Origin of the sequence: Amycolatopsis sp. NPDC021455 (genome assembly GCF_040640995.1) — a bacterium.
In the GTDB taxonomy this organism is placed as follows: domain Bacteria; phylum Actinomycetota; class Actinomycetes; order Mycobacteriales; family Pseudonocardiaceae; genus Amycolatopsis.
In genome coordinates this window covers 112142-134816 of sequence record NZ_JBFACT010000006.1, presented here as the reverse complement: position 1 = coordinate 134816, position 22675 = coordinate 112142, and the positions used below count along the sequence as shown (strand labels likewise).

15 protein-coding genes are annotated in these 22675 nt (G+C 73.1%); 9 read left to right on the top strand and 6 right to left on the bottom strand.

The annotated features are described in order from the left end of the window. Positions 1-5 precede the first annotated feature (5 nt). Entirely contained in the window at positions 6-6641 is a 6636-nt protein-coding gene (locus AB0G28_RS11730) for a LamG-like jellyroll fold domain-containing protein (RefSeq protein ID WP_361086598.1), read from the bottom strand. A 324-nt stretch (positions 6642-6965) separates the two neighbouring features. On the opposite strand from AB0G28_RS11730, the gene AB0G28_RS11725 reads away from it, so the two are divergent. Then, positions 6966-7412, top strand: coding sequence for a GNAT family N-acetyltransferase (locus tag AB0G28_RS11725; RefSeq protein WP_361086595.1), 447 nt, complete (start codon positions 6966-6968; stop codon positions 7410-7412). 6 nt (positions 7413-7418) lie between these two features. Here the strand turns inward: AB0G28_RS11725 and AB0G28_RS11720 are convergent, their stop codons facing one another. After that, positions 7419-8240 (bottom strand): PaaX family transcriptional regulator C-terminal domain-containing protein, encoded by an 822-nt coding sequence (locus AB0G28_RS11720; RefSeq protein ID WP_361086592.1) that lies wholly within the window; start codon positions 8238-8240, stop codon positions 7419-7421. Between the two features lie 121 nt (positions 8241-8361). On the opposite strand from AB0G28_RS11720, the gene AB0G28_RS11715 reads away from it, so the two are divergent. From AB0G28_RS11715 to AB0G28_RS11680, 8 genes are all read left to right on the top strand, one after another. Next, positions 8362-9666 (top strand): MFS transporter, encoded by a 1305-nt coding sequence (locus AB0G28_RS11715; RefSeq protein WP_361086589.1) that lies wholly within the window; start codon positions 8362-8364, stop codon positions 9664-9666. Then, positions 9663-11015, top strand: a complete 1353-nt coding sequence (locus AB0G28_RS11710) for an alpha/beta hydrolase (RefSeq protein ID WP_361086586.1) — start codon at positions 9663-9665, stop codon at positions 11013-11015. Before AB0G28_RS11715 ends, AB0G28_RS11710 begins: the two co-directional genes overlap by 4 nt. Before the next feature lie 102 nt (positions 11016-11117). Further along, the gene (locus tag AB0G28_RS11705) at positions 11118-12677 is read left to right on the top strand and encodes a serine protease (protein WP_361086583.1); all 1560 of its coding nucleotides are present in this window, start codon (positions 11118-11120) and stop codon (positions 12675-12677) included. A gap of 104 nt (positions 12678-12781) precedes the next feature. After that, positions 12782-14863, top strand: coding sequence for a tetratricopeptide repeat protein (locus AB0G28_RS11700; RefSeq protein ID WP_361086580.1), 2082 nt, complete (start codon positions 12782-12784; stop codon positions 14861-14863). A 14-nt stretch (positions 14864-14877) separates the two neighbouring features. Next, positions 14878-16263: a VWA domain-containing protein gene (locus AB0G28_RS11695; RefSeq protein WP_361086578.1), complete on the top strand. Its 1386-nt coding sequence runs from the start codon at positions 14878-14880 to the stop codon at positions 16261-16263. A 202-nt stretch (positions 16264-16465) separates the two neighbouring features. Further along, positions 16466-17578, top strand: coding sequence for a hypothetical protein (locus AB0G28_RS11690; protein WP_361086575.1), 1113 nt, complete (start codon positions 16466-16468; stop codon positions 17576-17578). Continuing rightward, on the top strand, positions 17575-18894 hold the full coding sequence (locus AB0G28_RS11685) for an ABC transporter substrate-binding protein (RefSeq protein WP_361086572.1): 1320 nt from the start codon (positions 17575-17577) through the stop codon (positions 18892-18894). The genes AB0G28_RS11690 and AB0G28_RS11685 overlap by 4 nt, the downstream gene beginning before the upstream one ends. Further along, entirely contained in the window at positions 18891-19214 is a 324-nt protein-coding gene (locus AB0G28_RS11680; RefSeq protein ID WP_361086569.1) for a CU044_2847 family protein, read from the top strand. The genes AB0G28_RS11685 and AB0G28_RS11680 overlap by 4 nt, the downstream gene beginning before the upstream one ends. Positions 19215-19273: 59 nt before the next feature. Here AB0G28_RS11680 and AB0G28_RS11675 read toward each other — a convergent pair whose 3' ends face one another. The 4 genes from AB0G28_RS11675 to AB0G28_RS11660 all read right to left on the bottom strand — a co-directional run bounded on the left by AB0G28_RS11675 (position 19274) and on the right by AB0G28_RS11660 (position 22360). Next, positions 19274-20260, bottom strand: a complete 987-nt coding sequence (locus tag AB0G28_RS11675) for an acetylxylan esterase (protein WP_361086566.1) — start codon at positions 20258-20260, stop codon at positions 19274-19276. A gap of 377 nt (positions 20261-20637) precedes the next feature. Further along, positions 20638-21381, bottom strand: coding sequence for a PIG-L deacetylase family protein (locus AB0G28_RS11670; protein WP_361086563.1), 744 nt, complete (start codon positions 21379-21381; stop codon positions 20638-20640). Between the two features lie 250 nt (positions 21382-21631). Next, positions 21632-21940 carry an ANTAR domain-containing protein gene (locus tag AB0G28_RS11665; protein ID WP_361086560.1) on the bottom strand — a complete coding sequence of 103 codons (309 nt, stop codon included), beginning with the start codon at positions 21938-21940 and terminating at the stop codon, positions 21632-21634. A 69-nt stretch (positions 21941-22009) separates the two neighbouring features. Further along, entirely contained in the window at positions 22010-22360 is a 351-nt protein-coding gene (locus AB0G28_RS11660) for a hypothetical protein (RefSeq protein ID WP_361086557.1), read from the bottom strand. Between the last annotated feature and the right edge of the window lie 315 nt (positions 22361-22675).

Genomic DNA, 22675 nt, shown 5'->3' with positions numbered 1-22675 from the left:
GGTGTTCACGCGCTGAGCACGTAGCCCAGCGGGCCGCGGACGGTCTGGCCTTCGCAGGTCGCGCTCAGCGACACGAACAGCTCCCCGGCCGACGGACCGCTGTTCAGCGCGCACTGGTAGATCGGCCGGTTCGGCCGGTTCGCGGGCGGCTGGGTCCAGACGTAGCCGACGGGGTCGCCGGCGGTCTTGCCGCCGCACGCCGGGTCGAGCGACACGAACCGGTCCGAAGTGTCCACACAGGACATCAGCACCTGCGTGCCCGGCTCGTTCGTGCGCGCCACCAGGCCGAAGGAGCCCTCGAACCGGTAACCCGGTGGCACCTCCTCCGTGTCCACGGCATGCTCGCCCACGCCCGGCAGGAAGTACCGCACGAGCGGCGCGTAGGCCGGGAGGTACCCGAGCAGGCCGTCGACCTGCTGCCCCTCGCAGGTCGGCGAGTTCGAGTCGAACCGCTCGCCGTTGAACAGGCACCGGTACACCGGCATCGTCGTCACCCCGGCGGGCGGGTCGAGGTAGCTCGAGCCCAGCTCGCCCAGCTTCTTCGCGCCTTCGCAGTTCGGGTCGATCGAGGTGAACGCGTCGACGTCGTTGATCAGGCAGCTGAACATCGGGTGCGTCCCGGCCGTGCCCGCGGGCAGCGTCCGGCCCAGCGGCGTCTCGAACCGGTAGCCGGCCGGGCTCGGCCCGAACCGGTCCCAGATCCCGCCGGTGGCCGCGACCGTGCGGTGGTCGCCGGGGGTGGTGAACCGGCCGAGCTGGCCGCCGGCCGCCGGGGGCCAGCCCGCGCGGGCCCGGATCTCGTCGTCGGGCACCACGCCCTCGTCCGTGGTGACCTCGTCGATCGCGCCGGTGAAGAACCCGGCGGGTGCGCCCAGCTCCAGGTCCCGCCCGATCGTCAGGCCGCCCCAGGCGGTCCAGAGCAGCACGTTGTCCTTCGTGCCGACCAGCTCCCCGTTGACGTACAGCCGGAGCTGGCGCGCCGGGTAGTCGTAGACCCCGGTCAGGTGCGTCCAGATCCCGAACGCCGGCGCCTGCGTGGAGTTCGCGTAGGTCAGCGGGTGGTAGTCCGCCGAGGCGTCGTCCGCCGCCGGGGCACCGAAGATCCACCGCCCGATCTCCGGGCGGTACTGCAGCGCGAACCCGCTGTACCGGGTGCCGTCCTGGGCGGCGACGGTGGCCACCTTGTCGTCGCGGGTCAGCTTCGCCCACGCCGCGACGGTGAAGCTGTCGCGCATGACGGCCCCGACGTTGCCCGCGGTCGCCGCGGACGCGCCGTCGAGCTGGAGCGCCTTGCCGGACTGGCCGGCCGGGTAGGTCGCGGTGCCCGCCAGCGTGGTCGGTCTCCCGACCCACGACGTGTCCTTCACCGTGCCGTCGTCGAAGCGCCAGCGTCCGAACGACGCGGGCGGGATGTCGTCGTGCACCTTCCGGACCTCGGCGTCGGACAGCGCCTTGTGGCCGTACGCGCGGACCTCCTCGATGCCGCCCTTGAAGAAGCACTGGTTCGCGCCGTCCCAGCGGCACCGGCCGATCGAGAACTTCCCGTTCGCGAGCGGCACGGTGACACCGGTCATCGCCCCGGAGAGCGCGCCGTTCACGTAGAGCTTCACCTGACCCTGCGACTTGTTGTAAACCAACGTCAAGTGCGTCCAGCCGTCGGTGTAGGCGCTCTCGGTGGAGAGGACGTACTTGAGGTCACCGCCCGCTCCCACGACCGCCGCCCACTTCTTCGCCGTCGGGTCGTACTGGACGTAGAAGGCGCTGTACCGGTCGCCGTCCTGGCCGAACACCGTCGTGTAGCGGCTGTTGTCCAGGTTGTACGCCCACGCCGAGACCGAGAAGCTGTCCGTCGTGTCGATCACCGGGCCCGCCGTCTCCGCGAACCCGCTCTTGCCGTCGAACCAGCCGGTGTAGGCATCGTGGCCGGTGTGCCAGCCGGCGCCTGGGCTCAGCGTCGCGGTCTTCCCGCCGCCGCTGGAATCGGCCGCGGTCGTGCCGGTGTTCTCGTCGAACTTCCAGTTCCCGGCGTCGGCGACCGGCAACGGCGCGGCCTGGGCGGCCGGGTAGGACCGCCACAGCGCGGACACCCGGTCGGCGGTCAGCGCGCCGCTGTAGAGCCGGACGTCGTCGACGCCGCCGCGCCAGTACCCGCCCCAGGCGCCGGCCGTCATCGACCGGCCGACCTGCAGCCCGCCGGTGCCCTGCCACGGCTTCAGCAGCGTGCCGGGCTCCTTGCGGGTGCCGTCGACGTACAGCCAGATCGTCTTGCCCGGCGCGTCGTACACGCCGGCCAGGTGCACCCACCGGTTCAGCTCGCCCGGGATGACCGCCAGGGACGCCTTGGTCACCGAGCCGCCCTCCTCGGGCACCTCGAAGATCCAGTTCCCGTCGTGGCCGGCGTCGTCGACGACGTGCCCGAGCCGGAACTTGCTCGTGCCGTTGCCGCCGTCCAGGGACACCGCGCTGAGGAAGCACCGCTGCGTAGTGTCGATGTCGCAGGGGTTGTCCTTGAGGTTGACCCACGCCGACACCGTGAAGCTGCTGTCGGTGCGCACGTCCACCCCGGACGTCGCGGCGTAGGCGCCGCTGCCGGACAGGTCGAGCGCGTTGCCGGCCCGGCCGGGGGCGAAGGTCGCGCCCGCCCCGAGCGTGGCCGGCCTGGTGCCGGCGGTGTCGCCGCCGCGGGCGCCCTTGCCCTCGTCGAACGTCCAGTCGTGGGCGAGGCTGACGTCCCGCCCGGCCATCGTCTGAACCTCCCCGCCGGTCAGGGCACGGGTGTAGAGCGAGACGTCGTCGATGGCTCCGGTGAACAGCTCGGCGTCCGGGTTGTCCGCCCACAGGGACCGTCCGAACTGGACACCGCCGCTGGCGTCGAACCCGCCGGTGTGCGCGGCCGACGCGGCGAGCACGCCGTTGACGTACAGCTCGACCCGCTGCCGGTCCTTGCTGTACACGCCGGCCAGGTGCGTCCACACGCCCGGCTGCGCGACCGGCCCGGCCGCCTCGTCGCCCGGCTGCGCCTGGTCGGCGTTCATGGCGACGAAGCCCCAGCGCCCGTCGGCGAGCGCGCGCAGGTCGAAGCCGGCCACGTGCGCGCCGCTCTGGGACACCACGGCCGCCTGGGCCCCGATCTTGTCCAGCCGCGCCCACGCCGTCACCGAGAAGCTGCGGTCGGTGCGCACCACCGGCGCGGTCGTCGCGGCGTACCCGGAGCCGGCGAGCCGCAGGGCGAGGTCGCCCGGGTCGGGCTGGTTCGTCTGCCCGGCCGCCCAGTCCGCGCCCCGCGCGGCGGTGGCCCCGAACTTGCCGTTCGCGTCGGTGCCGTCGCCGTCGAACTTCCACGTCGCCGCGGTGACGGCGGCGCCGGTGACCAGCGACTGCACCTCGTCCGGCGAGATCGCCCTGCTGTAGACCCGGACGTCGTCGACCGTGCCGGGCAGCCGCTGGTAGACCCCGCCGTTGATCAGGGCCGAGCCGATCCGGAAGGAGTGCTGCGCCTGCCAGGGCGTCACCCGGCCGGCCTCGCCGATCTGCTGCCCGTCGACGTAGAGCCGGATCTTGCCGCTGGGTGCGTCGTAGGTGCCCACCAGGTGGTACCACTGGTCACGCGCCGGCTGGTAAGCGGTCTCGACCCAGTCGTAGCCCGGCGGATCCCCGTCCGCGCGCGGCAGCACGAAGACCCATTTCTTCTTCTGGTACTGCAGGCAGAACGCGCAGTTCTGCTCGCCGTCCTGGCTGAGCACGGTGAACGTGCCGTTCTCGTCGGCGCCCGCGTCGAGCCGGACGTACGCGGCGACCGAGAAGCTCTGGTCCGTGCGCACCATCGGGCCGGCGGTCGTGGCGCCGCCGGTGACGCCGTCGAAGCGCACGCCGCGGCCGGCCGCGCCGTCCGGCACGAACGCCGCGCCACCCTGCAGCACCGCGTCCGTGCCGCCCTCGACGGCGTTGCGCGCGGTGGTGCCCTTGTCGTCGTCGAACTTCCACCGCGCGACCTGGACGTTGCCCGCGCTGACCAGGCCGCCGACCTCGGCGGCCGACAGCGGGCGGTCGAAGATCTGCGCCTCGTCGACCGCGCCCGGCCAGGGGTCGACGATCCTGCCGTCCCAGATGGTCCGGCCGATCCGGACCGATCCGCCCGCGTTCTCCGTGGCCGGCGGGGCCGGCGCGGTCCCGGCGAGCTTCCCGTCGACGAACAGCCGGATCTCGTTCGCGGCCGGGTCGTACACGCCCGCCAGGTGGGTCCAGGTGTTCAGCTGCGGCACCCCGGCCGCCGTCTGGGCCATCGCGATGCCCGTCCACGAGCTCGTCGTGGCGGTTTTCCCGAACGTCCAGTGCGCGTCGCTGCCGTCGTTCTCGGCGCGGTACCACAGCGCGAAACCGGGGAACTTCAGGCCGTCCTGGCTGATGACCGCCCGGGCGCCGTTGTAGCGCTGCAGGTTCACCCACGCCGACACGGTGAACCCGGCGGTGGTCCGGACCGCGTTCGGCGCGGTGACGTCGTCGTCGGCGCCGTCGAGCTGGACCGACGAGCCGAGCGCGCCGCCGGCCTGGATGCCGGCGCCGTTGTTCAGCGTGCCGTGCCGGTCGCCGAGGAACGCGCTGTCCTGCGCGTTGCCGTCGAACGACCACTTGGCCAGCGGGCCGTTGCCGGCGCGGACGTAGAACCGGTACGCGCGCTGGGGGCTTTCGTGGCCGGCCCGGTCGTAGCTGCGCACGTACAGCGTCTGCGGGCCGTCGCCCGGCGGGGTCAGCTCGACCGTCGCACCGGCGCCGAGCGCGTCCGCGTCGACCTGGGTGTTCGGCGGGTCCTGCCAGCCGTACTTGTAGTGGTCGATGTCGCCGACGCCGTTGCTGCCGAAGGTGAACTCGGCCGCCACGTCCGTACCGCCGTGCCAGCGGTTGTCCTCGGTGTAGAGGTCCGAGCCCACCGTCGGCGGGAGCGGGACACCCGTGCGGTCCACGACGAACGGGGCGCCGGACGCCGCGGGGCTGGACGTGGCGCCGTCACAGCCGTGCACCCACCAGCCGATCTGCTGGCCGTCCTTGTCGCTCAGGTTGATGGTGGCCGTGTGGACGGCGCCGGAGTCCTGCGCCGGCCCGTCCCACGACGCGATTTCCTTGCCGTTGGCCGAAACCCGCCACTGCGGGTAGAGCCGGTCCCCGTCCGGGTCGGCGGTCTGCGCGCGCAGCGTGATGGAGTCTTGGCCGACGTACGGCAGGCCGCCGCAGAACTTGCACGGCGCGGGCAGCGGCGGGTCGGTCCCGATCGCGCCCGGCGTGTACGGGGTGCGGTTCCAGTTGACCCGGAGGACGGTCTGCGCCGGGTCGTACTTGCGCCACGCGTACTGGTCGCCGGAGTTGGCGGCCTTCAGGAACAGCGGGGTGTGCGCCCCGCGGTCGATGAGGTCGGCCGGGATGTCCCAGCCGACTTCCTTCCAGCCCGTGCCGCAGGTGCCGCTGTGCACGCCGGGCACCGACCGCGTGCGGTTCCAGCCGCCGCCGGGCTTGTTGTTCCAGGTCATCCCGCTCCAGATACCGCCGTTGGCGCGGTAGACGACCTGGTCGCGGTCGGAGCAGTCGGGGCTCGAGATGGCGACCGTGGTGAGCTTCGCTTCGAGCACCGTCTTGTCGGACAGGAACGAGGTGTCGTACTGGAAGTAGGCCCAGCCCTCGCCGATCCCGTTGCAGTAGCTGTCCGGCAGGTCCCTCGGGCACTGCCCGACCTGGGCGTTCCCGTCACCGCTGGTCCACCAGTACGCCGTGTCGGGGTGGCCCGAGAGCACGTTGGCCCAGCCCCACTTCTGGATCGTGGCCCACGTCGGGTCGACGGTCACCGGGAACTTCACCGCCGGGTCGGCGAGGAACTTCGCGTCCGGGGCCAGCACCAACGAGTCGTCCACAATGGACACGCCGACCCGCGCGACCCGCCCGGCCGCGTCCCACATCGTCGACGGCGGCGCGCCGAACACCTCGGCCCCGGCGCCGTCCACGGCCCGCAGCGAGCCGTCCGCGGCCGTGGTCACCTTGAGACCGTCGGCCTTGATCGCCAGCTTGACCGCCTTGAGCGCGGGGTTGCGCGCGGCCTCGGCGTCCCGCACCACGAGGTGCTGGCTGAAGCCGTCGCGCTGGGCGATCAGCACCAGGTCGACGCCGGGGAACACCCCGCGGTAGGTGGCCTGCGAGCCGGACAGCTCCGGCGCGGGCAGCTTGCCCGGCCAGGACAGCGTGAGGGCCTTGCCGTCGCGGTGCAGCGTCGCGAGCGCGGCGTCCCCGCCCGGCGACAGCGTCAGATCGCCGTCGGCGGCCCGCGGCGCGACCCGGCCGTCCGCGCGGTGGGCGAGGCCGGTGTCGATGCCGACCCACCTGGCGCCTTGCCGGACCCGCACCGGGACCGGCGTCAGCTCGGCGGTGAGGGTGCCCCCGGGGTTGGCGTAGACGGCCCGGGTGGGCGTGCGCTCGTCGGCGACCTCCACCCGGGACCCCTGCAGCCGCGCCGCGGCCATCGCCGCGGGCGCGTCCGGCGCCTCGGCGACCGGCGCCGGACGCGGCGCGACCAGCTGCCCGCTGCCGGCGAGCAGCGTCAGCATCGAACCCAGGAGGGCGGTGACCGTCCCGGCCACCACCGCACGACGCACGCGCACCGTTGTTCCTCCCCGCATCCCCCGCCACATCCCCCGTGGACAGACGGAGCGGAATCCTGCGAAACGGTGGCTTCAACCCGGCATCAAACCGACATCAGGAAGGCTTCACGACCATTCCGGCGAAAGCGATTGGCCGGGCGACGGGACAACGTGGCGAAAAATATCCGAATTTTCCCGCCCGGTCCAGCGGGCTCAGCAGCACCGCGAGCCGACCGCCGGTGTCGCGAATGACTCATTCGGGACGTGCGAGGTCCCGAATGAGTCATTCGCGGCGCTCGGGCGGCGGCCATGCCTCGTCGCCGATCCTGCCCGCAGACTGGGGGCATGACGATCACCATCAGGCAGGCGGAGGCCGCGGACGCGGCGCGGATCGCGGTGTTGCTCGGGCAGCTGGGCTACCCGACCGGCGAAGCACGGGTCCGGGCCCGGCTGGACGAGTGGCTGGCCGACCCGCGCAGCGTGCTGGCGGTCGCGGAGGTGGCCGGCGAGGTTTCGGGGGTCGCGGCGTTCCACGCGATGCCCCTGCTGGAGCACGACGAGCGCCGGGGCCGCCTGGTGGCGCTGGTCGTCGACGACTCGTGCCGCGGCCGGGGCGTGGGCCGCGCCCTGGTGGCCGAAGTCGAACGGGAGGCCCGCCGGCTCGGGTGCCGGGAGCTGGAGGTCACCAGCAACCGGGCCCGTGAAGCGGCCCACGCCTTCTACCGCGGCCTCGGCTACGACGACGTCTGCGCCAGGTCGGCCCGGTTCATCAAGCCGCTCGCAAAGCCGTGAAGCGCCCTAGGCGACGGGTACCTCGGGACCGTTGAGCGTCAGCATCTCGAGCACCTCTCCGGCCTCCTTCGCCGCTCCTTCACGGAGACTCTCGTCGAGCTTCCGGAACAGCCGCTCGGCCCGGGCCGCCGGCCAGCCGTCCGGCAGGTGCTCGGCCGGGAGGTGCGGGTCGCGGCGGATGACCTGCAGCCAGTCCGTGTGCAGCATCAGCCGGCGCGTCAGCTCGTCCGGCCACGGCGACCGCGCGGTCTCCCACTTCGCCAGGAACTCGAGATAACGCGCCTCGATCGTCTTCGTGTCGAACGCTTTCCGGACCAGCTCGGCGGACTCCGTCGGCTTCGCCGGGCGCGCCGTCAGGACCGTGACGTGGCCCGCCAGGTCGAGCTGCTCGATGATCCCCGTGACGTCGCGGATGCCCGCCGCGACCCACAGGCCGTTCTGCAGCGGGCCGAACCCCGCCCAGGTCAGCTGGGTGCGCAGGTCGTGGCGGTCGCCGCGGCGGCTGTCCGGGAGGGAAAAGCCCACCAGCGTCCAGTCTCCGTCGCCCGCGCGGTTGACCGCGCCCGTCTCCCAGACCCGGCGGCGGCCGTCCGCCAGCACCGCCGCCAGGCGCGGGCTCAGTCCGAAGTGGACCTTCCGGCCGTCGCGGTGGCGGGTCAGCAGCCCGCGGCTCGCCATGCGGGTCAGCGTGGACCGGACCGCCTCCTCCGAGACGCCGATCCGCGCGAACACCTCGATCACGCTGCCCGAGGAGACCGCCACCGCCCGGCCGAGCACGTGGATGCCGAGGAAGGTCAGCATCACGGACTTCACCCGGGGCGTCTCCACCCCACGAGCGTAGCTCCCGGCCGGAAGCCAGTTGATGTTGTGCAGAATATTGACGGCCGTCACAAGCATGACTAACGTGATCCGGGCCACGCCGGCCCCACCCCCAAAGACGAGGGTCCCCATGAGCACTCAGCTCCGCAGAGCGGTCACGTCGAGCTTCCTCGGCAGCCTCATCGAGTACTACGACTTCCTCCTCTACGCCACGGCCAGCGCGGTGGTCTTCGGCAAGGTCTTCTTCTCCGACCTCGATCCGGCGCTGGCCACGGTCGCCAGCTTCGGCACGTTCACCACCGGCTACCTCGCGCGGCCGCTCGGCGGCCTGCTGTTCGGCCACTTCGGCGATCGCCTCGGCCGCAAGCGGATGCTCGTGCTCACCATGAGCCTGATGGGCGTCGCCAGCTTCCTCATCGGCCTGCTCCCCGGGTACGCCCAGATCGGCCCGCTCGCCCCGCTCGGCCTGGTGCTGCTCCGCGTCGTCCAGGGCGTCGCGGTCGGCGGCGAATGGGGCGGCGCCGTCCTGATGTCGGCCGAACACGCGAAAACCCGCCGGGGCCTGTGGGCCGGGTTCACGAACGCCGGCGCGCCGAGCGGTATGGTCGTCTCGACGCTCGCGATGTCCGGCACCGCCGCGCTCACCTCCGAGGCGGACTTCCTCGCGTGGGGCTGGCGGATCCCGTTCCTGCTCAGCATCGTCCTGCTCGCGATCGGCCTGTTCGTCCGCTCGCGCGTCGAGGAAACCCCGGCGTTCCTGGCCACGCAGAAGGAAAAGCGGCGCCGCATCCCGCTGGTCGCCGTCCTGCGGGAGCGCCCGCGGGCGCTCGTGCTGGGCGTGGGTGTCGGGCTGTCCGCGTTCGTCGTCCAGGCCACGCTGACCACGTTCGTCCTCGCTTACGCTGTCAAGCAAGGACATCCGCGGCCGGAAGTGCTCAACGCGCTGACCCTGTCCTCGGCCTGCGCGGTGCCCGGCATCCTGCTGTGGTCCGCGCTGTCCGACCGCGTCGGGCGCCGCCCGGTCGTCCTCGCCGGCGTGGTCGTGATGGCCGGGTTCGGGTTCCTGCTGTTCCCGATGGTGCGCAGCGGCAGCGGCCTGCTGCTCGTCCTGGCGCTGGTGATCGGCCAGGGCGTGATCCACCCGATGATGTACGGGCCGCTGGCCGCGCTGTACACCGAGCTGTTCGCCACCGAAAGCCGGTACACCGGCGCGTCGCTGGGTTACCAGCTCGCCGGGCTCGGCGCCGGGTTCGCCCCGCTGATCTTCGCCGAGCTGCAGCGCGGCAGCACCTCGACCACGCCGGTCTCCTGGACGATCGCCGCGTTCTGCCTCCTGTCCGCCCTCTGCCTGCTGGCGCTGCGGGAGACGAGCCACCGCGCGATCACGCCGGAGGAGCCGGCCCTCACCCACGAACCGGAAGGACATCGCGCATGAGCACGTGGCCACGCCGGATCGGCACGCTCCTGGCCGCCACGCTGACCGCGCTCGAGCTCACCACCGGGGTCGCCGCGCACGCCGCGACGCCCACGCACTACACCGGGAGCCTGCCGGACGGCGCGAGCTGGGTGGCCGACGTCCCCGGCGCGTGGAACGGCACGGTCATCCTCTACAGCCACGGCTTCGGCCCGCTCGTGGCGCGCGACGCGCCGGACGAGCCGACCGGGCAGGCCCTGCTCGCCCAGGGCTACGCGCTGGTCGGCTCGTCCTACAGCGGGCCGTCGCTCTGGGCGCTCGAATCCGCGGTCCGCGACCAGTTCGCCTCGCTGGACGCGCTCGGCCGGCTGATCGGCCGGCCCCGGCGCACCATCGCCTGGGGCACGTCGATGGGCGGCCTGGTCAGCGCCCTGGAAGCGGAGTCCGGCGGCCACCGGCTCGACGGCGCCCTGACGACCTGCGGCCTCGTCGCGGGCGCGCTCAACCTGAACAACTACCAGCTCGACGGCGAGTATGCGCTTTCCCGCCTGCTCGGCCCGGCCCAGCCGGTCAAGCTGGTCCGCTTCGCGAGCGCGGCCGAAGCGAGCGCGTCGGCCGCGGCGCTGACCAAACTCGTCACCGACGCGCAGGGCACCGCGGCGGGCCGGGCCCGGATCGCTCTCGGCGCCGCGCTGATGAACACGCCGACGTGGCTGACCGGCCCCACCGCGCCGGCCGACTACGCCGGCCAGGAACAGCAACAGCAGCAAGCCTTGACGCAGTTCGTGCTCGGCTTCGTCGTTTCCGGCCGCTACGAGATCGAACTCGCCGCGGGCGGGAATAGCGCGTTCACCCAAGGCGTCGACTACCGGTCGCTGCTGGCGAGCAGTGCGCTGTCAAGGCAAGTCCGTGCCCTGTACCGCGAAGCCGGCCTCGACCTCGACGCCGACCTGGCGAACCTGACCCGCCACGCGGACGTCACGCCCGATCCGCAGGCCGTCGGCACCCTCGCCCGCACGTCGATGGTGACCGGACGCCTCCGCGTGCCGGAACTGACGATCCACACCACCTCGGACCACCTGGTCCCGGCCGAGCAAGAGAACTGGTACGCCCGGCGCGTGCGGGCGGCCGGCCGGGAACCCTTGCTGCGCCAGGCTTTCGTCGACGCGCCGGGGCACTGCGCCTTCCAGCCGCCGGAAACGATCGCGGCGCTGCACGCGCTGGAATCCCGCATCGAAACCGGCCGGTGGACCGGAACCACGCCGGAGCAGCTGAACGCGGCCGCGGCCGCGCTCGGCACCCCGGGCCGCTACCTGCGGTACACCGCGGCACCGCTCACCGGCGGCCTCGGGCAGCCGGGCCGCTGGTGACGCAGCGTGCGGACTCCATCCGGGTGAGTCCGTTGGGCCGGCCCGGCCGAGTTCGGCGGAAACCGGGGCGGCGGGCACCGGCCCCGGCGTAGGGTCCGGCCGGTGGGGCAGGAGGCGGAGCGACGCCGGTGGCGGGTCCGGCTGGGTGACGACCGGGGCCGGATCCACGGCGCGGGCACGATGCTCGACGACCGGCACCTGCTCACCTGCGCGCACGTGGTCGACGACTGCGGCGGGCGGCACGCGCGGGTCGCGGTCGACTTCGTCGGCCTCCCCGGCGCCCCCTCGGGGGAAGCCACCGTCGTGGCGGACGGCTGGGTGCCGCCGACCGGTGACGGCCGCGGGGACATCGCCCTGCTGCGCCTGGAAAAGCCGGTCACCGGCGTGGGCGGCGCACGGCTGCACCGGATGTCCCTGCGCGACGACCAGCCGGTGCGGGCCTACGGTTTCCCGGAGGGCGCGGACGACGGGGCGTGGACGCTGGGCAAGCTCGTCGGCGAGGGCGGCCCGGGCGGCGAGTGGATCCAGCTGGACAACACCTCCGGCGTGCGGGTCGGGCCGGGGTTCAGCGGCACGGCCCTGCTCGACCGGAAGACCGGGGCCGTCGTCGGCATGATCGTCGGCCGGTACACCGGCGACGGCGGCCGGGTCGCGTGGATGATCCCGGTCGAGACGATGCTCGGCCACCTGCCGCGGCTGCGGGAGTGGTCCACCGGCGAACCCGCCGTCGACGACAGCTTCGTCAAGTCCGGCGACACCGCCGACCCGCAGTCCGTGCGGCAGTTCGTGCGGCAGTTCGCACGGCAGGTGGTGAACTGGCTGCCCCGGACCGGCTCCGGCAGCGTCTGGGTGGTCGTCACCGGCAACGAGGAGTCGGCGATCACGAAGGCCATCCGGGTGACCGTGGTGCACGCCGACCGGGAACTCTCGGTGAGCGCGCCGGAGTTCCCCCGGGGCGCCGGCGATCCGCCGCCGCCGGGTGCGGTCGACCTCGCCGTGGACGCGACGGGCAAGTCCGCCGGCGAAGTCGGCCACCGCGTCAAGGACCGGCTGAAGCTCGACGACCTGCGCGCCGCGGGCGACTGCACGGTGGTCATCGACGGTGTCGACAACGCGGCCGAACCGCTCCCGCTGGTGAACGAGGTGGTCTCCGCGCTGGCCGGGCAGGCGGACCGGCGCGGCATCCGGCTGCTGCTGGGGTTCCGCCGGGAGTCGTCACCGGCACTGGCCGCCGTGCGCTCCCTCCTGCGGGCGGACCTGCGCGAGCGTCTCGACGCGCTGGGCGAGGACGTCCACCGGCTCGTCGCCCTCGAGAAAGGCCGGCTCGACCGCGCGAGGAGGCTGCGCGGCGAGCTCAACCAGTTCCGCGGCGCCGAAGCGGACGGTGACTTCGGCTGGATCGAGCGTCACCTCGCCGGTTTCGAGCGGCGCGTCGGTCAGGCGGTCGAGGCCGGCGCGCGGATCGCGGAGCTGCAGGCCCTGCTGGCGTGCTACGCCGAGATGGCCTTCGACCACGGCCTGGTCGAGGACCCGCGGCTCGATCGGCTGTACGGCGTCGCCGAGAAGGCGCTGGCCGACGCGCCGATCGACCAGGACAAGGCCGAGCGGGCCGTGAAGGCCTACGTGACCGCGGTGCGCGACCGGTCGGCGGGCCGCCCATGACGGCGTGCCCGAGGAACGCGTGCACCGGCAGCATCGGCCGGACCGGGTACTGCGCCAAGTGCGGTTTCCGGCCGCCGCGACCCGGCTCCGAGCCGACGGCGCCGGTGCGCCCACCGGCGGAGACCGAGGTCGCCGCCACCCGGCCGCGGCCGACCACCAGGCAGGGCACCGGGGGCGACGGGGCGCAGTCGCCGACGGCCGCCCTGCCCGACCTGACCGGCCGGGTGATCGACCGGCCGGAAGTCCCGGAAACGGAACGGTTCTGCGGGAAACTCGGCTGCGGCAAGCCGGTCGGCCGGTCGCTGCCCGGGCAGCCGGGGACCGAGGAGGGGTTCTGCCCCTACTGCGGCAGCCGGTTCTCGTTCGCCCCGAGGCTGCGGCCCGGCGACCGGGTGGCGGGCCGTTACGACGTCCAAGGCTGCATCGGCCGCGGCGGCCTCGGCTTCGTCTACCTCGCGACCGACGACCGGCTGCACCGGCACGTCGCGCTCAAGGGCCTGATCGACGTCAACAACACCGCCGCGGTGCGGATCGCGGAGAACGAAAGCGAGGTGCTCGTCGCCCTCGAGCACCCGAACATCGTGCGGATCTTCGACGTGGTGACCCACGACGACTGCCGGTACATCGTGATGGAGTACGTCGACGGGCTTTCGCTGCGCGAAGTGAAGAACCGCGGCCGGGCGCTGCTGGCCCCCGCGGAGGACCGGCTGCTGACCGAGCACGTCGTCGAATACGGCCGGGAGATCCTCACCGCGCTGGCCTACCTGCACGACCAGGGCCTGCTGTACTGCGACATGAAGCCGGACAACGTCATCCGCGGCGAGCAGCGGCTCAAGCTGATCGACTTCGGCGGGATCCGGCGGATCGACGACGACGAGAGCCCGTGGGTCGGCACGGCGCGCTACCAGGCCCCGGAGGAGGAGCTGCGCCGGTACCGGCTGACCATCCGGTCCGACGTCCACACCGTCGGGAAGACGCTGCTGGAGCTGTTCGGCGCCAGTGACGGGGCCTTGCCGGACGCGCGGAGCGGCCCGATCGCCTTCGGCATCCGCAGCTTCCGGCACGTCATGGACCGGGCGACGGCCCCGTACGAGCAACGCTTCGCCACCGCGCGGGAGATGCTCGTCCAGCTGGACGGCGTGCTCAACGAGATCCTTTCGCTGCGGGACCGCGAGCCCCGGCCGGTGGTCTCGACGTTGTTCACCGAACCGACCGTGCTGCTGGACGCCGGCCTCGGCGGGCCGCCGCCCCTGGAGCACTGGACCGCCGGCGTCGAGCTCTCCCCCGGCGCCCGGCCGTCACCGCGGGACATCGCGCTCGGGCTTCCGGTGCCCCGCGAAGACCCGCACGACCCGCAGACGGCGTTCCTGCACACCGTCCGCGCGCCGGACGCGGGACGGCTGCTGAAGAAACTGGAGCGGGCGGCGTCGTCGGTCGAGGTCGAATTCCGCCGGCTGCGCGCGCTCCTCGAGTTGTCCAAAGTGGACGAAGCAGCCCGGCGCCTGACGGCCGCCGAACGGCAGCTCGGCGGCCGCGCCGGGCACGACTGGCGGTTCCGCTGGCACCGCGGCCTGATCGCGCTGGCCGGCGGCGACGTCGTGACCGCGGCCGAGAACTTCGAAGCGGTCTACCGCGACATCCCCGGCGAGGAGACCCCGAAGCTCGCGCTGGGCCTGTGCGCGGAGCACACCGGCGTGGACCCGGAGCCGTTCTACGACGCCCTGTGGGTGCACCGGGGCCAGGTGAACGCCGCGTTCGGGCTGGCCAGGGTGGCGCTGGCGCGGGGCGACCGGCCGCGCGCGGTCGGTGTGCTCGACGAGGTCCCGGAGTTCTCGCGGCACGACGAGGCGGCCCGGCTCGCCGGGATCCGCGTGCTGGCCGGGCGGCTGCCGAACGGCGACACGCCGTCCGAAGCCGACCTCGGGAAAGCCGGCGAACGCCTGTCCGTCATGGAACTGAGCGAAGCGGCGGGCATCCGGCTGCGGGCGCTCCTGCTGCAGGCGGCGATCGACTTCCACGGCGAACTCGCGAAGCCGCTCTGCGGGGTGGAACCAACGCGGAAAGGCCTGCGAGCCGGGCTGTCGGAGGCGTTGCGGGAGCTGGCGTGGCTGGCGCCCGGCAGCAGGCACGCGCACGAGGTGCTGACCGACCTGGCCAACGCGACCAGGCCGGCGAGCTGGATCTGAGAAGGGAGCGCGCGGTGGCGAGCGGGACGGAGCTGAGCATCGAGGTGCACCAGCAGAAGTTCCTGGCCGAGGGCGACACCGCGATGCACGCGATCCTGTCGGTGACCGCGCGGGGTGGTCCCGGCCGGCCGGGCGGCGCCGCGGAGGTGCTGCTGATCGACTGTTCCAGCTCGATGCGCCACCCGCGTACGAAGATCGAGGAGGCGAAGCGCGCGGCCGCGGCGGCGATCGACGTCCTGCCCGACGGCGTCGAGTTCGCCGTCGTGCGGGGCACCGAAACGGCGTCCACGGTGTACCCGCGGGCCGGCCGGCTCGTCACGGCGTCGGCGGAGACCCGGCGGGCGGCGCGGAAGGAGATCGCGCGCCTGACCGCCTTCGGCGGCACCGCGATGGGCCGGTGGCTCGACCACGCGAAGTGGCTGTTCGACGGGCACACCGGCACGGTCCGCCACGCGGTCCTGCTGACCGACGGCCGGAACCAGTCGGAGACGCACGAGTCGCTCGTGAAGACCCTCAACGCGTGCGAAGGGCACTTCGTCTGCGACGCCCGCGGGGTCGGCGACGAATGGCTGCCCGACGAACTCGCCGAGATCGTCAAGGTCCTGCGAGGCAGCGCCGACTCGGTCGTCGAGCCCCGCGAGCTGGACTTCCGCGGGCTGGTCGGCGCGGCGCTCACGAAGGTGCTGCCCGAGGTCCGGCTGCGAATCGGCACGATGGACTACAGCTCGCTGCGGTTCGTCAAGCAGGTGTACCCCGGCGAGTACGACCTCACGGACCGCTGCCGCCCGGCGGGTGACCGCGAGGTGGTGCTCGCGCTGGGTTCCTTCTCGGGAGACGAATCCCGGGACTACCACATCCGCCTCGACCTCGACGAGAAGCTGGAGCCGAGCTTCGACGAGGACCGCCAGCTCGCCTGGGCGGAGCTGGCGGAGGTGGCCGGCGCCCGCACGAACGGCCCGGCGGCGGTGCTCGGCCGCTGGACACACGGCCCGACGGTCGTGCACCCGCTGGTGGAGCGCTACACGGCACAGGCCGAACTGGCGGAAGCGATCACCACGGGCGGCGACGCGCTGGCGGCGGGCCGGACCGCCGACGCCGAGCGGGCGTGGGGAGCGGCCGTCCGGCTGGCGACGGCGCAGGGCAACGAGGAGGTCCTCGACCGGTTGCGCGGGGTGGTGGAGATCCTGGACGCCGGCTCGGTCCGCCTGCGCCCCGGCGCCGGCCGCAGTGCCGTCCTCCACCTGCTGATCTCCGCGGTGTCCCGGATCGGGTCCACGTCGAAGCCGGAGCCGGACGCGGAGGGGCCACCGGTCACCTGCCCGAGCTGCCGGAAGCTGTCCCCGGCGGCGGCGCGGCTGTGCGAGCGCTGTGGGGCCCCGCTGGGCGAGGTGACGACGTGACCGCACCCGCCGAAGCACCGCCGGAAGCCGCGGCCGCGTCGAGCGAAGCCGGCCCGGTGTCGCCCCAAACGCCCCAATGTGGCATTGGGTGCGTCCAACGCACCCAATGTGGCGTTCGGTGCGTCCAACGCACCCAACGCCACATTGGGGCGCATCCGGGCCCGCTGTCGACGGGGGCTCTGCGCACCGGCGAGGTGACGACGTGACCGCACCCGCCGAAGCACCACCCCTGCGCCCGACCCGCACCCGGGTCCGGCTGATCCGCACCCTCACCGCATTGCTCGCCTCGACCCTGGTGATGCTCGCCATCTCTCTGGGCGCGGTCCTCAGCGTCCTCGACGCCGCCCGGACCGTCCGCGACCGCACCACCGAAGCGGTCCTGGAAGTGGCCGCCGCCCGCGCCGCGCTCAGCGAAGCCGACCTCGCCGCCGGCGAGTCCTTCCGGACCGGTGAGGCGAAGCTGGCCGGGCCCGGGCAGGACTTCGCCAACGACCTCGCCGGGGCGAGCCAGAGCCTGGCCAAGGTCGCCGAGGCCAACCAGGCCGGGGCCGCGGGCACCGGCATCCTGCAGGTGGTCGAGGGGCTCGTCGCGGCCTACTCCGGGGCCGTCGGCCAGGCCGACGCGCACTTCCGGCAGCCGGGCGGCGAGGTCCTCGGCGTCGCCGACCTCTGGTACGCCTCGCGGCTGCTGCACGGCCCGGACGGCGTCCTCGCCCAGCTGACGACGTTGCAAAGCCTCCAGCGGGCGGCCCTCGACAACCAGCTCCGAGACGGCATGAGCCCGGCACTGCTGCCGCTGTGGCTGCTCGCCCCGGCCGTGTCGGCGGTCCTGCTCGTGGGCACGCAGTGGTATCTGTGGCGCCGCTTCCGCCGCCGGTTCAACCTGCCGCTGGCGGGCGCGACCGCGCTGACCGTCGGCGTGGGCGTCACCCTCGCCGTCGCGCTGGGGCTGCAGCTGCGGCTCGACGACGTCCGGGCCCGGATCGACACCGTGCTCGCCGACCGGCAGAGCCGGATCGCCGTCACCGACGTCGCCGGGCGGACCGAGCTGGCGACGCTGCTGGCCCGGTACTGCGACCCGGCACCCGGCTGCGGCAGCACCGTCGCGGACTTCACGGCCCAGCCGCGGTTCGCCGCGACCCCCGCCGACGAGGCCGCGATCGAAGCGGGCACCGAAGACGTCGTCGCCCGTGCCCGCGACGCGGCCGACTCCCGCGGGGTCGAGTACCTCGCCCCGGCGTTCTCCGTCGGCGCGCTCGGCCTGATCGCCTGGGGCATGTCCCGCCGCATCGACGAATACCGGTACCGCGCATGAAGAATCCACTGTGGACGAAGTGCGGGCTGCTCGCCCTCGTGGTGCTGCTGCTCGGCGCGAGCGCCTGCGGGACCCGCGGCGCCGGCCGGGTCGTCGTGCTGGCGTCCTGGACCGGCGCCGAGGAGGACGACTTCCGCACGGTGCTCCGGGCGTTCACCGCCGCCACCGGCATCGAGGCCGACTACCAGGGCACCCGCGCGCTGGACCAGGTCCTCGCCTCCGACGTCCGGCGCGACACCGCCCCGGACATCGCGGTGCTGCCGAACCCCGGCTCGCTGGCGACCTACGCCCGGGTCGGGAAGCTCAAGCCGCTGGACACCCTGCTCGGCCCGCAGCCGGGATACGCCCAGCAGTGGCGGGACCTGGAGAAGGCCGGCACCGGCCGGCAGTACGCGGTCGCCGTCAAGGCCGACCTGAAGAGCGCGATCTGGTACGACGTCACCACGCTCACCGGCCCCAAGCCCGGCACCTGGGACGACCTGGTCGCGCTCGGCCACGCCCTCACCGCCGACGGCCGCACGCCGTGGTGCCTGGGCATGGGCGCGCCGCCGACCTCCGGCTGGCCGGGAACGGACTGGATCGAGGACATCCTGCTGCACTCGGCCGGTCCCGACAGCTACCAGCAGTGGGCGGCGGGCGAGCTGGCGTGGACCTCCCCGGCCGTGCGCCGGGCGTGGGCGGACTGGGGCGCGCTGGTCGCGGTGCCGGGCGCGGTCCGCGGCGGCGCCTCCGCGGCGCTGCTGACCGACTTCGGCGACGCCGGGCGCGGGCTCTTCACCCGCCCGGCCGAATGCGTGCTGGAACACCAGGCCTCGTTCGCCATGCGCGGGTACCTGGGCATGAAACGCCCCGACGGCACCGCGCCCCGGCCCGAACGCGACTTCGACTTCTTCCCGTTCCCCGGGCCCGCGGTGTCGGAGGTGTCCGCCGACCTCGCCGCGATGTTCCACGACACCCCGCAGGCGCGCGAGCTGATGAAGTACCTCGCCTCGGACGAGGCCCAGCGGATCTGGCCCGGCATCCACCGGGGCAGCGTGTTCTCGGTCGACGGCGACGTCGCGAACGTCTACGACGACAAGGTGAGCCGCAAGGTCGCCTCGACGTTGACCTTCCCGGAGCAGCAGCTGCTGTGCTTCGACGCCTCCGACCTGATGCCGGCCACGATGACCGGCGCCTTCTACCGGGCGGTGCTGGAGTACCTCAACGACCCTTCGCGGCTGGACAAGCTGCTGGCGGACCTGGAAACCGTCCGCAAGAGCGTCCCCGCCGTCGAATGGCTGAACGTCCCTTGTGGACAGGGAAGGGAGCGGAAGTGACCGAGCTGGCGCGGTTCGAGCTGGAGCAGGGCGGCGACGTGGTGGTCGAGGTGCGCACGGGACCGGTGACCACCCGGGCGTCCCGGCGCGAAGACCTGGTGCTCGACGCGAAGGTCTCGTTCGAGCGGGCACTCGGCACGGTGAAGGACGCGGCGTCGGCCGCCCTCGGCCAGTTCCAGGCGATGGCACGCCAGCCGGACGAGGTGGAGATCAAGTTCGGAGTGAAGCTTTCGGCCGAAGCGGGGGCGGTGATCGCGAAAACCGGGCTGGACGGCCAGTTCGAGGTGAGGCTCAAATGGACGCGGCCCACGGAGGAATGACCGGCCCGTCGCACGTCTGCCGATTCTTTCGATTTCCGGCCAGCACCTCGTCGACGCGATCACGGCCGGCCTCCGAAGCCGGCCCGCAGCCGGCTCAGCTGGTACTCGGAGTGCGCGCGGGGCACGTCGTGGCCGCCGAACGGCGAAACCGCCAGTTCCTTCGGGGCCCGGATCTCGTGGTAGGCCGCGTAGACCGTCGACGGCGGGCAGACCTCGTCCATCAGGCCCACGCTGAGCAGGCACTGGGCGGTGATGCGCCGGGCCAGCAGCGCGCAGTCGACGTACCGCAGCGTGTCCAGCGCCGCGGGGACCAGGTCGACGTGCTGGGCGAGGAAGTCACTGATCTCCGTGTACGGCGGGCTGCCCGCCACCGTCACCGCCCGCTGGAAGTCGCACAGGAACGGGACGTCGGCGTGGCACACGCGGACCGCGTCGCCGCTCAGGGCGGCCGCCGCGAGGGCCAGGCCGCCGCCCTGGCTCGCCCCGCGCACCGCGATCCGGTCCGCGTCGACGCCCGGCAGGCGCGCGCCGACCTCCACCGCGCGGGCGGCGTCGGTGATCAGCCGGGTGCAGTAGTAGGTCAGGGGGTCGGCGATGCCGCGGGTCAGCACGCCGGGGAACTCCGGTCCGGCCCCGGTCCGCCCGGGGTCGCCGGTGGCGCCGACGGTCCACCGGCCGCCCTGGCCGCGGACGTCCATGACGAAGACCGCGAACCCCGCGGACGGCAGCGCCGTGTGGTCCACCGGCAGCCCGCGCCCGCCGCCGTAGCCGATGAAGGTGACCACGAGCGGCACGGGCTCGTCCGCCGAGCCGGGCGGGCGCAGGTACCAGCCGCGGATGCGGTCCCCGTTCGCCCCGGAGAACTCCACGTCCCACACCGGCAACGGGCCGTAGGTGTCCGGCCGGTACCGGACGAGCTCGGCCGGCTTCGCCACCGCGCGCGCGTCGTCGAGGCGGGCGGCCCACCAGCCGTCGAGGTCCTCGGGCTCGGCGGTCGTGATGCGGTACCGCTCGAGCTCGGCCGGGGAAAGGTCGAATTGCGGCATCTCAGTAGCCTCCCTGCCGGAGCTTCGCCAGGTCGACGGCGCTCGCCACGGCCTCGGTCCCCCGTCGTCCGGGTGCAGGTGATCGCCCGCGACGCCATGGTACGGCGCCGGCCGGCCGGCGGTGGTTCGCGTTGCCCGTGGTGGTCGCCGTGCCGGCGGTGGAGTCGCCGAACGCGAGCACGCTTCAGTCGCCGAACCGTCGTGAACTGCACGCTGAGGCACGACCGGCGCTCCACCCAGACCTCCCCCTGCACCCCGATACGCCTTGACGCGGCGCTACCGGCCGTAGTCACAATTCCGGCTTCGGGGTGGCGGGTCGGCGACGTCTCCGGGCACCCAGGAGTCCACATGTCGACAAGGCGACCCCGGCCTGAGCGTCACAGTTCCGGGGGCTCCTGGAGGTCGTGGGCCCGGAACAGGACGGCGTGCTCGACACCCATGACCTCGCCGCTCATCGCGGCGAACTGCGGGATGAACTCGGCGGGCGCCGGGTGGTCCGGGAGCGCGGCCAGGTACGCGGCGTGCGCCTCCAGCGAGGCGACGCCGCGGCGCAGCGGCTCACCCGTGACGTCGACGCCGTGGGTCGCGTCCGTCATGCCCGGGGTGAGGTACCAGCGCGCGGAGTGCGGTTCGAGCCCCTCGTCGGCGATCTGTTCCGGGAAGACCCACCGGTTGCCCGCGTCGCGGATCGCGTCCAGCGTCGCGAGGCCGGCCGCGCGGTGGTCGGCCTGGTCGAAGCCGTAGGGCGTCTCGACCTCGAAAGCGCTGCCGAAGACGACGTCGGGCTGGAAGCGGCGGATCTCCCGGCAGATGTCCCGGCGCAGGTCGAGGCCGTAGACGAGCACGCCGTCGGGGTGTTCGAGGACGGTCAGGTGCTCGACGCCGACCACGGCACAGGCGGCCCGCTGCTCGGCGACCCGCAGGCGTGCGGTCTCCTCGGGCGGGTTCGGCATCCCGGCCTCGCCGCGGGTGAGCAGCAGGTAGCCGACTTCGATGCCGCGCGCGGTCCAGCGCGCGACGGCGGCGGACGTGCCGTATTCCATGTCGTCGGGGTGCGCGACGACGCAGAGCACACGCCGGAAGGACTCCTCGGGAAGGGCAGGCAGTGTCATGTGGGCCATGCTTCCACGAAAGGACCGTGGCCGGGTGGTCCGCATTTTCTCCGGAGCCGATTCGCACATTAGTTCACGCGACGACCACCCGGGGAAAAGCAGCACGCAACCGGCCGGAGAGCTTATTCTCGACGGACGGATCCTCGTTCCGCTGACCCCCGGGGCGAGCATCCACTCTGGTGGACCGGCGGGGTGCGAACCCCTCAGCCGAGCCCGCAGCCGGGCGACGCGCCGTCCCGCCGGTCCACCAGGCCCGCCGTCACCCCGGCCAGTGGACGCCCAACGCGGCCCGCACGGCGCGTTCCGTTTCATCGCCGGCCGTTCCGGGGCCGGCCTCGCTGCCGGCCGCGACGACGACCGCGGCGACGTCACGGAGCTTGACGTTGCTCCGCTGGGAAACCACGACCAGCACGTCGAACGCCTCGGCGGCGCCGCAGCCGCGCAGCAGCATCACCATGCCCTTGGCCTGCTCGATCACCGGCTGGGACGACAACGCCTCGCGCAGCTGCTCGTTCTCGGCCACCGGATCGGCGCCCCCGGCGAACGCCCGGCCCCGGTCGTGCTCCACTCGTCCTGGCTTTCTCCAGCGAAAAGCCGCCGCGCGAAGGGAATTCGCGCGGCGGCTCGTCCCGGGTCGTCAGTTCCCCTGAGCGGTCCCGCCGTCGGAAAGGCCGCTCGAGGCGCAGTTGTACGGCGACTCGCCCTCGGCTTCGGCCGAACCCGGCGAAAGGATCGGCACGCCGATGCCGTTCAGCGAGTCGTGGACCGGCACCTGGACGCCGAGCACGTTGACGTCGTTGCCGCAGAAGCCGAGCGTGCCGTTGACGTTGTGCAGCGCGTCGGTGTTGTTCAGGTTCACCAGGCCGACCTGTCCGGTGTGGTCGTAGCCGTGGTGGTCGTCGTGCGGCGTGCCGGCCGCCGCGATTCCGCCGGCCGCGAAAGCGCCGGCCGCCATGACGGCCGTGACGAAACCGATTTTCTTCAACATGGGATTCTCCTCGATCGACAATTGTGCCGGCAATGCGCGCAATGCCTTTGGTGCGGAAAACGTACTGACGCCCCGGCGGCCATTCCAGCCGGTTCACCGATCGTGTGGGGTGCGCGAGGCGCTGACCGGGGTTCGGCTAACCCGAACGGGTGCGCTCGTCCGGGTCGCGCCGGAACCGCGCAGCCTCCGACGTCCTGAACGACTCGTTCAAGACGTCCGGCGACCTGAACGAGTCGTTCAAGACGTCCCGCGACCTGAACGAGTCGTTCAAGACATCCGACCCGATCGACGTGTCATTACGCAATGTGGCCGCGC

What these genes read in the sequence shown, in the direction of transcription:
- AB0G28_RS11710 (WP_361086586.1), top strand. Translation starts at nt 9,663, where the DNA reads ATGAGCACGTGGCCACGCCGGATCGGCACGCTCCTGGCCGCCACGCTG.
- AB0G28_RS11675 (WP_361086566.1), bottom strand. Translation starts at nt 20,260, where the DNA reads ATGCCGCAATTCGACCTTTCCCCGGCCGAGCTCGAGCGGTACCGCATC.
- AB0G28_RS11685 (WP_361086572.1), top strand. Translation starts at nt 17,575, where the DNA reads ATGAAGAATCCACTGTGGACGAAGTGCGGGCTGCTCGCCCTCGTGGTG.
- AB0G28_RS11670 (WP_361086563.1), bottom strand. Translation starts at nt 21,381, where the DNA reads ATGGCCCACATGACACTGCCTGCCCTTCCCGAGGAGTCCTTCCGGCGT.
- AB0G28_RS11715 (WP_361086589.1), top strand. Translation starts at nt 8,362, where the DNA reads ATGAGCACTCAGCTCCGCAGAGCGGTCACGTCGAGCTTCCTCGGCAGC.
- AB0G28_RS11725 (WP_361086595.1), top strand. Translation starts at nt 6,966, where the DNA reads ATGACGATCACCATCAGGCAGGCGGAGGCCGCGGACGCGGCGCGGATC.
- AB0G28_RS11660 (WP_361086557.1), bottom strand. Translation starts at nt 22,360, where the DNA reads ATGTTGAAGAAAATCGGTTTCGTCACGGCCGTCATGGCGGCCGGCGCT.